Genomic DNA, 14720 nt, shown 5'->3' on the forward strand with positions numbered 1-14720 from the left:
CCCAAGGGGGCTCACCCCCTTGGGCCGGTCACGGCGCCGGCGATCCGCCGGGAAGCGACTCCTCGCCCCTCCGGCGGTTCCCGGGCTAGCGGTTCTTGAACTCCGGACGGCGTTTCTCCAGCGCGGCCGCCATGCCCTCGGCGAGGTCCTCGCTGAAGAAGGCCAGCGTCTGCACGGCCGTCTCCGCCATGAGCTGCCGCCGCAGACCGGGAACGTCCAGGGACGCGTTGAGCAGTTCCTTCGTGCGGCTCAGGCCGTAGGGCGACCTGCCGAGCAGCTCGTCGGCGAGGGCCTGGGCGGCGGCCAGGTCCCCGCCCTCGGGGGCGATCTCGGTGACGAGGCCGAGGGCGTCGGCGCGCGCCGCGTCCAGGCGCTGCGCCCGGTAGCAGATCTCCGCGGCCTTCGCCGGCCCGACCAGGCGCGGCAGCAACCAGGACAGGCCGCAGTCCCCGGCCGAGAGCCCGAGGTCGACGAACGGCACGACGAAACGGGTCGTCGGATCGGCGACCCGCAGGTCGCAGGCCAGCGCCCAGGACACGCCCATGCCGGCGACGGGGCCGTGCAGCGCCGCGATCACCGGCTGCGGGATCTCCCGCAGCCGCGCGGTGACCTCGCCGCCCCGGGCGATGCCCCGGTAGAGCCGCTGGACGCGGCCCTCCCCGGACGCGCCGCCCGGGTCGCCGCCCTGCAGGTCCATGCCCGAGCAGAAGCCGCGGCCCGCGCCGGTCAGCACGACCACCCGGGTGGACGGGTCGCGCATCAGCCCGTTGAGGACGTCCAGCATCTCCTCGGTCAGCGCGCCGTCGACCGCGTTCAGGCGCTCCGGACGGGACAGGGTGATCGTGAGCACCCCGTCCCGCCGGTCGAGCTCGATCCCGGCCAACGGCTCAGGACGTGAGCTGCTGGATCAGCGGGCCCATCTGCTCGCCCACGTTGCCGAACACGGTCAGCGGCTCCGCCGCGCCGATGGCCGCCCAGTTGTCCCGGACGTCCTCGACCGACAGCGTCTCCTTCTGCCCGTAGCCGGGGCCCTCCGCCACGAAGATCTTCGCGATCCGGCCGCCGCCGACCGTGTAGACCTGGCCGGAGTCCTCGATGGACTCGTGCACGAGGTAGGCCACGAGCGGGGTGACCTGCTCGACGCCGAGCTTGTCGGCGAAGTCGGCGGGCAGCAGGTCCTCGGTCATCCGGGTCCAGGCGACCGGGGCGATCGCGTTGGCCTTGATGTTGTACTTGGCGCCCTCCTGGGCGAGGGTCTTGGTGAACCCGACCAGCCCCATCTTGGCCGTGGAGTAGTTGGCCTGGCCGAAGTTGCCGAACAGGCCCGCGGGCGAGGAGGTGTTCACGATCCGGCCGTAGCCCTGCTCGCGCAGGTGCGGCCAGGCGGCGCTGGAGACCAGGAACGAGCCGCGCAGGTGGACGGCGATGACCGAGTCGAACTCCTCGACCGACATGTTCTTGAACGACCTGTCGCGCAGGATGCCCGCGTTGTTGACGACGATGTCGACCTTGCCGAACGCGTCCAGCGCGGTCTTCACGATCGCCTGCGCGCCCTCGGGGGTGGCGACGTTGTCGGGGTTCGCGACGGCCTCGCCGCCGTTCTTCTTGATCTCGTCCACGACCTCCTGGGCGGGGCCGGCGGAGGCGCCGGTACCGGTCCGGTCACCGCCGAGGTCGTTGACGACGACCTTGGCGCCGCGCGCGGCGAGCTCCAGCGCGTGCTGCCGGCCGAGGCCGTGACCAGCCCCGGTCACGACCGCCACGCGGCCGTCGTAGCGCAGTTCCGACATCTCGTGTCTCCTCACATCGCACCGACTACGCCCCCAGGTAATCATCAAGGGGTTACCCAGTGGTACCACTAAACCGAATCCCGCTCGGCCGCGGCCCCCGGGTTCCTTCCCGACTGGACGCCGGACCAGTCCTGCGTACGATGGGACGTGCGAGGAAGTTGCGCCATTTGCCGCAATTCCCTCCGTGCCCACCGCGTAGTCTCCTCCCCCGACGGCATCACGAGGAGCAACGGAGGTCCCGTGCGATGAGCACCGCCACCGCGTCCGCGCCCGGCCGCCGCTACCGGGTGGTGCAGTGGGCGACGGGCGCGCTCGGGCGCAGCGCGATCCGGGGCGTCCTCGACCGCGACGACATGGAGCTCGCCGGCGCGTGGGTGCACACCCCCGCCAAGGTGGGCTCCGACGCCGGGACGCTCGCCGGACGCGACCCGGTCGGCGTCGCCGCGACCGGCGACCTCGGCGAGATCCTCGGCCTGGACGCCGACTGCGTCCTCTACGCCCCGACTCCCAAGTCCGACCGGTTCGCCGAGCTGGACACGATCTGCGCGCTGCTGGCGTCCGGCAAGAACCTGGTCTCCCTCACCGGGCTGGTCTACCCGCGGGCGCACGGCCCGCTCTTCGTGAACGAGCTGGAGCAGGCCTGCAAGCGGGGCGGAGTGTCGGTGCACGGCAGCGGCGTCAGCCACGGCTTCATGGCCGACGTGATGCCGCTGGTGCTGTCGCGGCTGTCGCGCCGGATCACCCACGTCTACGCCCGCGAGTGCTCCGACTTCGCCCGGCACCCGTCCTGGCGTCTGGTCCACGACCTGCTCGGGTTCGGCAAGGACGAGGAGGAGTACCTCCGCGCGCTGCGCCCCCACCGGGCCGCGATGCGGACGCTGTTCTCCGAGAGCCTGCACCTGGTCGCCGCCGGGCTCGGCGTCGAGCTCGACGAGATCGACGTGGACGTCGACCACCGGCTGGCCGGCGCCGACCTCGCCACCGCCGCCGGTCCGATCCCGCGCGGCACGGTCGCCGCCGACCGCTGGACGTTCAACGGCTTCGCCGCCGGCCGGCCGGTGATCACTGTCGAGATCGTGCACAAGGCCGACGCCGCGCGGATGCCCGACGTGTGGGGACGGCCCGGGTACTCGCTGCGCGTGGACGGCCGGCCGCCGCTCACGCTGACGGCCGGCGAGGAGTGGGTCCGCGACGCCATCTCCGCCGCGTCCGCGCACGCGCTGAACTCCGTCCCGGCCGTGTGCGGGGCCGACCCCGGCATCCGCACCTACCTGGACCTGCCGATGATCAGCGGGCGGATGCACCTCTGAACGCGCCCGCCCGTCAGGACGGCAGCGTCGGCGCCGACTCCGCCTCCTCGCCGTCCCCGGCGACGTCCTCGGCGGCCTGGGCCTCGGCCTCCTCGCGGGCCTCGCGGCGGTGCTTGCGGACGCTCCACACCACCAGCGCGACGACGGCCGCCGCCGCCAGCCCGATGGCCAGGCCCCGGCCCGCGAGCTTGGCCGCGTGCTCGAACGCCGTGCCCGCGAAGAAGCCGCCGAGCGTGAACGTCACCACCCACGTGACGCCGCCGATGACGTTGAAGAGCAGGAACTTCGGATACGGCAGCCGCGAACTGCCCGCGAGCGCCGGCATGAGCGCCCGCAGCAGCGCCGTGAACCGGCCGATGAACACCGCGAACGCGCCGCGGCGGCGGATCATGTCCTGCGCGGCCGCGACCTTCGACCGGTGTCTTCGCATCATCTTGACGTCCAGCAGCCGCGGCCCGTACTTGCGGCCGATCTCGTAGCCGACGGAGTCGCCGGCCACCGCGGCGACCACCGCGACGACCAGCAGCAGCGGCAGCGACAGCACGTGCTGGCTGGCCAGGACGCCGCCGACCACGATCGCTGTCTCGCCGGGGAACACGAAGCCGACGAACAGCGCGGCCTCCGCGAACACCAGCGCCGCGATGATCAGATAGATCATCGCCGGTGGAAGGCCGTCCACCAGGGCGTTGAACTGCTCGAGCATGGACCCCCGCCACCTCGTCGATCCGCCGGTCGGCCGTCGCGGCCGTTTCACACTGGATACCGACGGTTATGGTAGCCGCGAGGTTCCCGTATCCGGATCGCCCTCAGGTGCCGGACCGGGGGCCGTCCTCACCTACTTCGGAGGGAGACGGGCATGAGCGTCCAGGAGGTCGAGGGAGGCCGCTTCGTCCGTCAGGCGAACCGGTTCACCGAGCGGATCACGGCGGACGGGTCGAGCGGACTGCCCGCCGAGCCCGGGCGGTACCGGCTCTTCGTCTCCTACGCGTGCCCGTGGGCGCACCGCACCCTGATCGTGCGGCGGCTCCTCGGCCTGGAGGACGCGATCGGCGTCGGCGTCGTCGACCCCATCCGGGACGAGCGGGGCTGGCGGTTCCCCGACCGCGACCCGGTGACCGGCGCCGTCTTCCTCTCCGAGCTGTACCTGTCCACCGACCCGGCGTTCCAGGGCCGCTACACCGTGCCCTGCGTCTGGGACACCGAGACCGAGCGCCTGGTCACCAACGACTTCCCGAACATCACCACGATGTTCGAGACGGAGTTCACCGCCCACCACCGCCCCGGCGCGCCCGACCTGTACCCCGAGGCGCTGCGCCCCGAGATCGACGAGCTGAACGAGCTCGTCTACCAGACCGTCAACAACGGCGTGTACAAGGCGGGCTTCGCCACCTCGCAGGGCGCCTACGAGGAGGCCTTCGACGCCCTCTTCGACACCCTCGGCCGGCTGGAGGAGCGCCTGTCCACGCGCCGCTACCTGTTCGGCGACGAGATCACCGAGGCCGACGTCCGGCTCTACCCGACGCTCGCCCGCTTCGACGCCGTCTACCACGGCCACTTCAAGTGCAACCTGCGGCGCCTCGCCGACTACGAGAACCTGTGGGGCTACGCCCGCGACCTGTACTCGAACCCCGCGTTCGGCGAGACCACGAACTTCGACCACATCAAGCGGCACTACTACGTGACCCAGCGGAACATCAACCCCTCAGGCGTCGTCGCCAAGGGCCCGCTCATGGACTGGACCGCCCCGCATGACCGGGGACGTTGACCGCTTCTCCCTGGTTATGCTGGCGCATCTCCAGTAATCCCCCACGAGAGGCACGACCCCACCATGCGCAGCCAGTTCTTCGGCAACCTCGAACAGGGACAGCAGCTCCCCGGCCACTTCGCCCTCCAGAACTCCAAGATGCTCCGGGTCCACCTGAACGGCGACGTCCTCGCCCGGCAGGGCTCCATGGTCGCCTTCCAGGGGCAGATGGAGTTCGACTACGAGGGCGCGGGCGGCATCGGCAAGTTCATGAAGAAGGCCCTGACCGGCGAGGGCGTCCCCCTCATGCGCGTCAAGGGCCAGGGCCTGCTGTTCGTCGCCAACGACGCCGACGACATCCACCTGTTCTACCTGGAGAACGAGGGCATCACCGTCAACGGCAAGAACATCCTCGCCTACGACTCGCACCTCCAGTCCGACATCCAGCGCGTCCAGGGCGCGGGCATCGCCGCGGGCGGCCTGTTCAACACCACCCTCCAGGGCACCGGCTGGGTGGCGCTCACCACGCACGGCACCCCCGTGATGCTCGACTGCGGCCGCGCCCCCACGTTCGCCGACGGCCAGTCCGCCGTCGCGTGGAGCACGAGCCTCCAGGTCGGCGTCAACCGCACCTTCAAGGCCAGCGCCCTCATCGGCCGCGGCAGCGGCGAAGCGATGCAGCTCGCCTACCAGGGCCAGGGCTTCGTCCTCATCCAGGCCTCCGAAGGCCCGACCGTCGCCCCGCATACTCACTAGCATTTTTCTCCTCCTTCGGGCCTGGCGGCCCTCCATCGTCGAAAAACGCGGGCGATCGCTGGCATCGCTCCGGCTCGCCTTGCGGCTCGCTGCGCGATCAGGTTCTCGCTCCGCTCGAACCTGCCTTCGGACGCGATCGCGGGTGTCCGGGTCGTTTGCCGGTTGCCGTGACCGCTGAGGTCGTTGCAGTAGTGGGGCCCAGTCGGCGGGCATCGCTTGCCGTGCGGGCGGTTCTCGCTTCGCTCGAACCTGCCTTCGGACGCGATCGCAACCGTCGAGGTCGGCGCGTGGGCTCAGGAGGGGGAGCGCGTTGGTGATTCTTGCCGAAGGCACGGCCCTGCCTTCGGCCGGTTCAGCCAATGGACGGGGCGGTGTGGGCGGGGTTGCGACGCGCTGGCGTGGTGCGGGGGTAAGTGCGAGTAGCCTTGATGCGTCTCAGAACTTACCTGCGAGCTGCGGAAGAGGGCGATCTCCGCCGTGTCGACAGAGTCGTCGCATACTAGTGCCGACCCGATGCTGACCGATTTCGGCGCCAACGAGTGGCTGGTCGACGAGCTGTACCAGAAGTACCTCGACGACCCCAACTCCGTTGACGAAGCCTGGTGGAACTTCTTCGCGGACTACCAGCCGGGCAGCCGGCCCGTGTCCGCCATCCCCCAGGCCGACGGCGCGGCCCCGAAGGCCGCCAACGGCACGGCGGCCGCTCCGCCGACACCGCAGCCACCGGCCGCGCCGCCGAAGGCTCCGGCCAAGCCGGCCGCCAAGGCCCCGAAGACGGACAAGCCGGCGCCCCCGCCGGTGCCGGCGGGGGCCGAGGAGGTCCGGCTGCGCGGTGTCGCCGCCCGGACGGCCACCAACATGGAGGCCAGCCTCGGCGTGCCGACGGCGACCAGCGTGCGCGCCGTCCCTGCCAAGCTGCTGATCGACAACCGCATCGTCATCAACAACCACCTCAAGCGCGGGCGCGGCGGCAAGGTCTCCTTCACGCACCTGATCGGGTACGCGATCGTCAGGGCCCTGACCGCGATGCCCGAGATGAACGCCGCGTTCACCGAGGTGGACGGCAAGCCGGTGCTGATCAGGCCGGAGCACGTGAACTTCGGGCTGGCCATCGACCTGCAGAAGGACGACGGCTCGCGCCAGCTCGTGGTGCCGAGCATCAAGGCCGCCGAGACGCTGGACTTCCGTCAGTTCTGGGCCGGTTACGAGGAGATCGTCCGCAAGGCCCGCGGCGGCAAGCTCACCCTGGAGGACTTCCAGGGCACCACGATCAGCCTGACCAACCCGGGCACGATCGGCACCGTCCACTCGGTGCCGCGGCTGATGCCCGGCCAGGGCACGATCATCGGCGTCGGCGCCATGGAGTACCCGGCCGAGTTCGCGGGCGCGTCGAGCGACACCCTGTCGCGCATGGGGATCAGCAAGGTGATGACGCTGACCTCCACCTACGACCACCGGATCATCCAGGGCGCGCAGTCCGGCGACTTCCTGCGCCGCATCCACCAGCTGCTGCTCGGCGAGGACGGCTTCTACGACGAGATCTTCGAGGCGCTGCGCATCCCGTACGAGCCGGTGCGCTGGGTCAAGGACATCTCCGCCACCCACGAGGACGACGTCGCCAAGGTCGCCCGCGTCCACGAGCTGATCCACGCCTACCGGGTCCGGGGCCACCTGATGGCCGACACCGACCCGCTGGAGTACAAGCAGCGCCGCCACCCCGACCTCGACATCCTCAAGCACGGCCTCACCCTGTGGGACCTGGAGCGCGAGTTCGCGACCGGCGGGTTCGGCGGCAAGCCGACGATGAAGCTGCGCGACATCCTCGGCGTGCTGCGGATGGCGTACTGCCGCACGGTCGGCATCGAGTACATGCACATCCAGGACCCGGAGGAGCGCGCCTGGATCCAGGAGCGCGTCGAGGTCCCGCACGACAAGCCCTCGCGCGAGGAGCAGCTGCACGTGCTGCGGCGGCTGAACAGCGCCGAGGCCTTCGAGACGTTCCTGCAGACGAAGTTCGTCGGGCAGAAGCGGTTCTCCCTGGAGGGCGGCGAGTCGGTCATCCCGCTGCTCGACTCGGTGATCTCGGCGGCGGCCAAGGCCAGCCTGGACGAGGTCGTCATCGGCATGGCGCACCGCGGCCGGCTGAACGTCCTCGCCAACATCGTCGGCAAGTCCTACGGGCAGATCTTCGGCGAGTTCGAGGGCAACCTCGACCCGCGCAGCGCCCAGGGCTCCGGCGACGTGAAGTACCACCTCGGGGCGTCCGGCGACTTCGTCGCCGGCGACGGCTCCAAGATCCACACCGAGCTGGTCGCGAACCCCTCCCACCTGGAGACGGTCGACCCGGTGCTGGAGGGCGTCGTCCGCGCCAAGCAGGACCTGCTGGACGTCGGCGAGGCCGGCTTCACCGTGCTGCCGATCCTGATCCACGGCGACGCCGCGTTCGCCGGGCAGGGCGTGGTGGCCGAGACGCTGAACCTGTCGCAGCTGCGCGGCTACCGCACCGGCGGCAGCGTGCACGTGATCATCAACAACCAGGTCGGCTTCACCACCGCGCCGGAGTACTCGCGCTCCAGCGTCTACGCCACCGACGTGGCGCGGATGATCCAGGCGCCGATCTTCCACGTGAACGGCGACGACCCCGAGGCGTGCGCGCGGGTGGCGCGGCTGGCGTTCGAGTACCGGCAGACGTTCAAGAAGGACGTCGTCATCGACATGATCTGCTACCGGCGGCGCGGCCACAACGAGGGCGAGAACCCCTCGTTCACGCAGCCGCTGATGTACGACCTGATCGATGCCAAGCGGTCCGTGCGCAAGCTCTACACCGAGGCCCTGATCGGCCGCGGCGACATCACGGTGGAGGAGGCCGAGCAGGCGCTCCGCGACTACCAGGAGCAGCTGGAGCGGGCCTTCACCGAGACCCGCGAGGCCGTGAAGAAGCCCCTCGAACCGGGCTCGGTCGTGAAGCCCGACGTCGAGGAGCGCATCCCGATCGACCACGGCAGCGCCGGCTCGGCGATCCCGCTGGAGACGGTGAAGCGCATCATCGACACCCAGGTCAGCCTGCCGGAGGGCTTCACGCCGCACCCGCGGCTCCAGCCGATCCTGCAGCGCCGCGCCCAGATGATCGAGGACGACGCGATCGACTGGGCGACCGGCGAACTGCTGGCGATGGGCTCGCTGCTGATCGACGGCCACCCGGTGCGGCTCGTCGGTCAGGACACCCGGCGCGGCACGTTCGGCCAGCGGCACGCGGTGCTCGTCGACCGCAGGACGGGCGAGGAGTACACGCCGCTCAAGCAGTTCGGGCAGGGCGTGTCGAAGTTCTACGTGCACGACTCGCTGCTCAGCGAGTACGCCGCGATGGGCTTCGAGTACGGCTACTCGATGACCCGGCCCGACGCGCTCGTGTGCTGGGAGGCCCAGTTCGGCGACTTCGCCAACGGCGCCCAGTCGATCGTGGACGAGTACATCTCCTCCGGCGAGCAGAAGTGGGGCCAGCACTCGGGCGTCGTGCTGCTGCTGCCGCACGGCTACGAGGGCCAGGGGCCCGACCACTCGTCCGCGCGGATCGAGCGGTACCTGCAGCTGTGCGCGCAGGACAACATGACGGTCGCCTACCCGACCACTTCGGCGAACTACTTCCACCTGCTGCGCTGGCAGGTGCTGTCGAACCGGCACAAGCCGCTGGTCGTGTTCACGCCGAAGGTGCTGCTGCGGCTGAAGGCCGCCGCGTCCCCGGTCGAGGAGATCACCGGTGGCGCCTTCCAGCCGGTGATCCCGGAGAGCGACCCGGCGATCGACCCGGCGGGCGTGCGGCGGGTGCTGCTCACCACCGGCAAGATCTACTACGAGGTGGTGAAGGCCCGGGAGGCGACGGGCGCGAACGACACCGCGGTCGTGCGGGTCGAGCGGCTCTACCCGCCGCCGGTCGACGAGATCAAGGCGGAGCTGGCCAAGTACCCGGAGGACGTCGAGGTCGTCTGGGTGCAGGACGAGCCCGCCAACATGGGCGCCTGGCCGTTCATGGCGCTGAAGCTGCCGCGCCACATCGACGGGCTGAAGATGTCGCGGGTGTCTCGCCCGGCGTCCTCGTCCCCGGCGGTGGGGTCGAACAAGCTGCACCAGGCGGAGCAGGAGGCGCTGCTCGCGCGCCTGTTCGGCGAGCAGAAGTAGAGCGGTACTGATCGATCCGAGGGCTCCGGTGCACCGCGCCGGGGCCCTCGGCGTCCATGGGGAGGGGACGCGATGTACTTCACCGACCGCGGGATCGAGGAGCTGGCGGACCGGCGCGGCGCCGAGGAGGTCAGCCTGGAGTGGCTGGCGGGCCGGCTCCGCGAGTTCGTCGACCTGAACCCCGAGTTCGAGACTCCCGTCGAGCGCCTCGCCACCTGGCTCGCCCGCCTGGACGAGGAAGAGGACTGACCGGCGACCGGAGCGGAGCGCCAGCGGAGCGGAGGGCGCCGGTCAGTCTCTTCGGGGGGTCTGGGGGTCCGCCCCCAGAAGGCGCACCACCGGCGACCGGAGCGGAGCGCCAGCGCAGCGCAGGGCGCCGGTCAGTCACTTCGGGGGGCTGGGGGTCCGCCCCCAGAAGGCGCACCACCGGCGACCGGAGCGGAGCGCCAGCGCAGCGCAGGGCACCGGTCAGTCACTTCGGGGCCCGGACCCACCTCCGGGGTAACGCGATATGTCTTGACTTCTCAAAGACGCGACATATCGTGTTAACTGACGGCAGGCCTCTCGGACGAAGGGCACATCGTGATGTCGCGCTGGACGATCGACGAACCGACCACCCTCGACTTCGACGGCGTGGTCGCACTGAGGGTCACGCTGATCGCGGGCAGCGTGTCGGTGCTCGCCTCCGACGAGCGCCCCTCCATCATGGTGGGCGGCGTCGAGGGGCCGCCGCTGGTGGTCACGCACGAGGCGGGGATGCTGACCGTCACCCACGAGAAGATCTGGGAGGGCGTGCTGGGCTGGTTGCGCAACCAGCGGGTCCGCGCGGAGGTCACCGTGACCGTCCCGCACGACTGCCCGGTCAGCCTCAACCTGGTGTCGGCCGACGCGGTGGTGACCGGCACGACGGCCCGCACGTCGATCAAGAGCGCCTCGGGCGAGGTGACGCTCGACGGGGTGGCGGGCGCGATCGACGCGAACACGGTCTCGGGCGCGGTCGAGGCGCAGGGCCTGGACGGGACGGTGTCGTTCACCTCCGTCTCCGGTGACCTGACGCTTGCCGGGGCGTCCGTCGAGCGGCTCGCGGCGCGGACGGTCAGCGGCCGCATCGCCGCCGACGTCGACCTGTCCGGCAGCGGCGGCGTCGAGGTGAACACGGTCTCGGGCGAGGTGGCGCTGCGCGTCCCGGCGTCCACGGACGCGCGGGTGACGCTGAACTCGGCGGCGGGGCGGATCGAGACGTCCTTCCCGTTCGACCGCCAGGAACGCGCCGTGTCGCGCTCCGTCAGCGGGAAGATGGGGGACGGCTCGGGGCGGGTCGCGGTCAACACGGTCTCCGGCACGATCGCCCTCCTCGGCCGCGACGACGACGCCCCGGAGATCACCACACCCCGAATGGAGAAGTGACGACGTGAGCCCCGTCTTCGGCCACGGTCGCCTGCGGCTGTACCTGCTCAAGCTGCTGGAGGAGAGCCCGCGGCACGGCTACGAGGTGATCCGGCTCCTGCAGGACCGGTTCCTCGGGGTGTACTCGCCCTCCCCCGGCACCATCTACCCGCGGCTGGCCCGGCTGGAGGCCGAGGGCCTGGTCACCCATGAGGTGGTCAAGGGCAAGAAGGTGTACTCGCTGACCGACAAGGGACGCGAGGAGCTGGAACGCCGGATGGACGAGCTGGCCGAACTGGAGGATGAGATCGCCGCCTCCGCGCAGGAGTTCGCGCGCGGCGTGCAGGAGGACGTCCGCCAGACCGTCCGGACGCTGCGCGAGGAGCTGACGCAGGCCGCCCGGACGATGCGCGACCAGGGCAAGGCCACGTCCAAGGACGCGTGGAAGGAGACCACCGAGCGCCAGAAGGACGAGTGGCGCCGGCAGAAGGAGCACTGGCGGGAGCAGACGCAGGCGTGGAAGGAGGAGTGGCGGCAGAACTGGGACGACGCCTGGAAGACGGCGACCGGGACCCGCGAGGACGTCGCCCGCCTCAAGCTGGAGCGCCTGCTGCGCCGGTTCGTCGAGGACGTCCGCGGGTCCGCGAAGAACGCCCGGCTGGACGACGACGACCTCGCCGCGGCGCAGGCCGTCCTCGACGAGGCGCGCGAGCGGCTGCGGAACGAGATCTTCGACCGGGAGCCGTGACCGGGAGCCCCGGCCACGGCCTCCCCCACGGCGTCAGGGCGTGAAGACGATCTTTCCGAAGAGGTCGCCCTCCGCCATCGCGGCGAAGCCCTCCTCCGCCCTGCCGAGCGGCAGGACGCGGTCGATCTGCGGCCGCACGCCGGTCTTGACCAGGAACCGCGCGAGCCGCTCCAGCTGGTCGCGGGTCCCCATCGTGGAGCCGACGATCTGGAGCTGGAGGAAGAACACGCGGTTCAGCTCGGCGGGCGGCACCTGGCCGCTGGTCGCGCCCGACACCACGACGCGCCCGCCGGGGCGCAGCGACTTCAGCGAGTGCGACCAGGTCGCCTGGCCGACGGTCTCGATCACGGCGTCGACCCGCTCGGGCAGCCGCGCGCCCGTCTCGAAGGCGGCGTCCGCCCCGATCTCCTCGGCGCGCCTGCGCTTGGCCTCGCTGCGGCTGGTGGCGTAGACGCGGTAGCCGGCGGCGGCCGCCAGCGCGATCGCCGCGGTCGCGACGCCGCCGCCCGCGCCCTGCACCAGCACGGACCCGCCGGGCTGGAGCCCGGCCTTGCCGAACAGCATCCGGTACGCGGTGAGCCAGGCGGTGGGGAGGCAGGCCGCCTCCTCGAACGACAGCTCGGCCGGCTTGGGGACGAGGTTGCGGCGCGGCACCGCCACCTTCTCCGCGAGCGTCCCGGGGTGGACCTCCGACAGCAGCGACCGCCTGGGGTCGAGGGTCTCGTCGCCGCCGCCCCGGTCCGGGTCGCCGATCACCGAGTGGACGATGACCTCGTTGCCGTCCTCGTCCACCCCGGCCGCATCGCCGCCGAGGATCATGGGCAGCCGGTCGGCGGGCAGGCCGACGCCCTTCAGCGACCACAGGTCGTGGTGGTTGAGCGCGGCGGCCTTCACCGTGACGGTCGTCCAGCCGTCCGGTACCTCGGGGTCGGGCCGCTCCCCCAGCGTGAGCCCGTTCAGCGGATGGTCTGCGTCGATCTGTGTGGCCGTGACAGCGAACATGAACGCACACTAACCGCCGGCCGGCGAGCGGAACGGCCCGGCCCCGGCGTGTCGGGGACGGGCCGCGCGCCCGGTGTCACAGCACCTTGGACAGGAAGTCCTGCGTCCGGGGGTGCTTGGGGTTGCCGAGGACCTCCCGCGGGGTGCCCTCCTCGACCACGACGCCGCCGTCCATGAAGACCAGGGAGTCGCCGACCTCGCGGGCGAAGCCCATCTCGTGGGTGACCACGACCATGGTCATGCCGTCGAGGGCGAGCTGCTTCATGACCTCCAGGACCTCGCCGACGAGCTCGGGGTCCAGCGCGGAGGTGGGCTCGTCGAACAGCATCAGCGCGGGCTCCATGGCGAGGGCCCGCGCGATCGCGACCCGTTGCTGCTGCCCGCCGGACAGCTGCGCCGGGTAGCTGCTCACCTTGTCGCCGAGGCCGACCCGGGTGAGCAGGGCGACGGCCCGCTCCCTCGCCTCCCCCTTCGGCTGCCGCTTCACCCGCACCGGCGCCTCCATGACGTTCTCCAGCGCCGTCATGTGCGGGAAGAGGTTGAACCGCTGGAAGACCATGCCGATCTCGCGGCGCTGGGCGGCGACCTCCCGGTCGCGCAGCTCGTAGAGCTTGCCGCCCGACTCCCGGTAGCCGACGAGGTGGCCGTTCACCCACAGCCGCCCGGCGTTGATCTTCTCCAGGTGGTTGATGCAGCGCAGGAACGTCGACTTGCCCGAGCCGGACGGTCCGACGACGCACATCACCTCACCCGGCTTGACCTCCAGGTCGATGCCCTTCAGCACCTCGAGGCGCCCGAACGACTTGTGCACCGCCTCGGACTTGACCATCAGCCCGCCGCTCGCGGGCTCCGGGACGCCGGCCGGGGCGTCGCCCACGATCTCCTCGCCTCCGCTCACTGGCCGCCTCCTCCGCCGCGGAAGCGGAGCCGCTGCCTGGCCTCCGCCCCCTTGCTGGTGCCCCGGCTGTAGTACCGCTCCAGGTAGAACTGCCCGATCATCATGACCGAGGAGATGAGCAGGTACCACAGGCAGGCCATCACCAGCATCGGAATGATCTTGTACGTGCTGGCGTAGATGGTCTGCGCGGTGAAGGTCAGCTCCGAGTACGGGACGGCCACGACGAGCGAGGTGTTCTTCAGCATCGAGATCGCCTCGTTGCCCGTCGGCGGGACGATGACCCGCATCGACTGCGGCAGCACGATCCGCCGCATCGTCTGCATCCGGGACATGCCGAGCGCGCTCGCGGCCTCCTGCTGGCCCTCGTCCACCGACAGGATGCCGGCCCGGACGATCTCGGCCATGTAGGCGGCCTCGTTGAGGATGAGCCCGAGCGCCGCCGCGAGCGCGGCGTTGACCAGTTCCTGCGTCTTCCACGTCTCGAACTCGGGACCGAAGGGGATCCCGATCCCGACCGTCGGGAACAGCGTGCCGATCGCGCCCCAGATGAGCAGCTGCGTGTAGAGCGGCGTGCCGCGGAAGAACCACAGGTACACCCAGGCGGCACCGCTCAGCAGAGGGTTGGCCGACAGCCGCATCAGCGCCAGCACGATGCCGAGCACGACACCGCCGACCATGGCCGCCAGGGTGAGCCAGACCGTGTTCCGGACGCCCTTGAGCACCGGATCCGAGAACAGGTACTTCCACTGCTCCGACCAGTCGAGGGCCTTGCTGGTCAGGAGGAAGTGGACGAACATGGCGACCAGCACGAGGACGACCGCCGCCCCGAGCCAGCGCCCCGGATGCCGGACGGGAACGGCCTTGATCGCCTCAGGCCGTCCCTTGCCGGCGTCGTTGTCGACCGTCATGC

At 70.9% G+C, this 14720-nt stretch carries 13 protein-coding genes; 7 read left to right on the forward strand and 6 right to left on the reverse strand.

What is annotated here, in order from left to right; translation table 11 throughout:
* Positions 1–85 precede the first annotated feature (85 nt).
* Both AB0C87_RS00510 and AB0C87_RS00515 read right to left on the reverse strand, forming a co-directional pair.
* On the reverse strand, positions 86–883 hold the full coding sequence (locus AB0C87_RS00510; RefSeq protein WP_360575838.1) for an enoyl-CoA hydratase-related protein: 798 nt from the start codon (positions 881–883) through the stop codon (positions 86–88).
* Positions 884–887: 4 nt separating this feature from the next.
* Positions 888–1790: an SDR family NAD(P)-dependent oxidoreductase gene (locus AB0C87_RS00515; protein WP_353835106.1), complete on the reverse strand. Its 903-nt coding sequence runs from the start codon at positions 1788–1790 to the stop codon at positions 888–890.
* 245 nt (positions 1791–2035) lie between these two features.
* Between AB0C87_RS00515 and AB0C87_RS00520 the strand changes: the two genes are divergently transcribed.
* Positions 2036–3100 carry a dihydrodipicolinate reductase gene (locus AB0C87_RS00520; RefSeq protein ID WP_345183230.1) on the forward strand — a complete coding sequence of 355 codons (1065 nt, stop codon included), beginning with the start codon at positions 2036–2038 and terminating at the stop codon, positions 3098–3100.
* 13 nt (positions 3101–3113) lie between these two features.
* Here the strand turns inward: AB0C87_RS00520 and AB0C87_RS00525 are convergent, their stop codons facing one another.
* Positions 3114–3803: a VTT domain-containing protein gene (locus AB0C87_RS00525; RefSeq protein WP_353835104.1), complete on the reverse strand. Its 690-nt coding sequence runs from the start codon at positions 3801–3803 to the stop codon at positions 3114–3116.
* Between the two features lie 153 nt (positions 3804–3956).
* Here AB0C87_RS00525 and AB0C87_RS00530 point away from each other — a divergent pair, with 153 nt between their 5' ends.
* The 6 genes from AB0C87_RS00530 (at position 3957) to AB0C87_RS00555 (ending at position 11910) form a co-directional block, all read left to right on the forward strand.
* Positions 3957–4865: a glutathione S-transferase family protein gene (locus AB0C87_RS00530; RefSeq protein WP_360575841.1), complete on the forward strand. Its 909-nt coding sequence runs from the start codon at positions 3957–3959 to the stop codon at positions 4863–4865.
* 63 nt (positions 4866–4928) lie between these two features.
* Entirely contained in the window at positions 4929–5600 is a 672-nt protein-coding gene (locus AB0C87_RS00535) for an AIM24 family protein (RefSeq protein WP_179833163.1), read from the forward strand.
* Positions 5601–6077: 477 nt separating this feature from the next.
* Entirely contained in the window at positions 6078–9776 is a 3699-nt protein-coding gene (locus tag AB0C87_RS00540) for a multifunctional oxoglutarate decarboxylase/oxoglutarate dehydrogenase thiamine pyrophosphate-binding subunit/dihydrolipoyllysine-residue succinyltransferase subunit (protein ID WP_360575843.1), read from the forward strand.
* Positions 9777–9848: 72 nt separating this feature from the next.
* A complete protein-coding gene (locus AB0C87_RS00545; protein WP_345183242.1) occupies positions 9849–10025 on the forward strand; it encodes a DUF6104 family protein in 177 nt (58 codons plus the stop codon).
* 336 nt (positions 10026–10361) lie between these two features.
* Entirely contained in the window at positions 10362–11183 is an 822-nt protein-coding gene (locus AB0C87_RS00550; protein ID WP_345183244.1) for a DUF4097 family beta strand repeat-containing protein, read from the forward strand.
* A gap of 4 nt (positions 11184–11187) precedes the next feature.
* Positions 11188–11910 (forward strand): helix-turn-helix transcriptional regulator, encoded by a 723-nt coding sequence (locus tag AB0C87_RS00555; protein WP_353835102.1) that lies wholly within the window; start codon positions 11188–11190, stop codon positions 11908–11910.
* A 33-nt stretch (positions 11911–11943) separates the two neighbouring features.
* On the opposite strand, the gene AB0C87_RS00560 is transcribed toward AB0C87_RS00555, so the two are convergent.
* From AB0C87_RS00560 to AB0C87_RS00570, 3 genes are all read right to left on the reverse strand, one after another.
* The gene (locus AB0C87_RS00560) at positions 11944–12912 is read right to left on the reverse strand and encodes a zinc-binding dehydrogenase (RefSeq protein WP_360357672.1); all 969 of its coding nucleotides are present in this window, start codon (positions 12910–12912) and stop codon (positions 11944–11946) included.
* Between the two features lie 76 nt (positions 12913–12988).
* Positions 12989–13741 carry an amino acid ABC transporter ATP-binding protein gene (locus AB0C87_RS00565; RefSeq protein WP_345183371.1) on the reverse strand — a complete coding sequence of 251 codons (753 nt, stop codon included), beginning with the start codon at positions 13739–13741 and terminating at the stop codon, positions 12989–12991.
* A gap of 65 nt (positions 13742–13806) precedes the next feature.
* A complete protein-coding gene (locus AB0C87_RS00570; RefSeq protein WP_345183250.1) occupies positions 13807–14718 on the reverse strand; it encodes an amino acid ABC transporter permease in 912 nt (303 codons plus the stop codon).
* Between the last annotated feature and the right edge of the window lie 2 nt (positions 14719–14720).

This window comes from Actinomadura sp. NPDC048021 (assembly GCF_040653135.1).
In the GTDB taxonomy this organism is placed as follows: domain Bacteria; phylum Actinomycetota; class Actinomycetes; order Streptosporangiales; family Streptosporangiaceae; genus Spirillospora; species Spirillospora verrucosospora.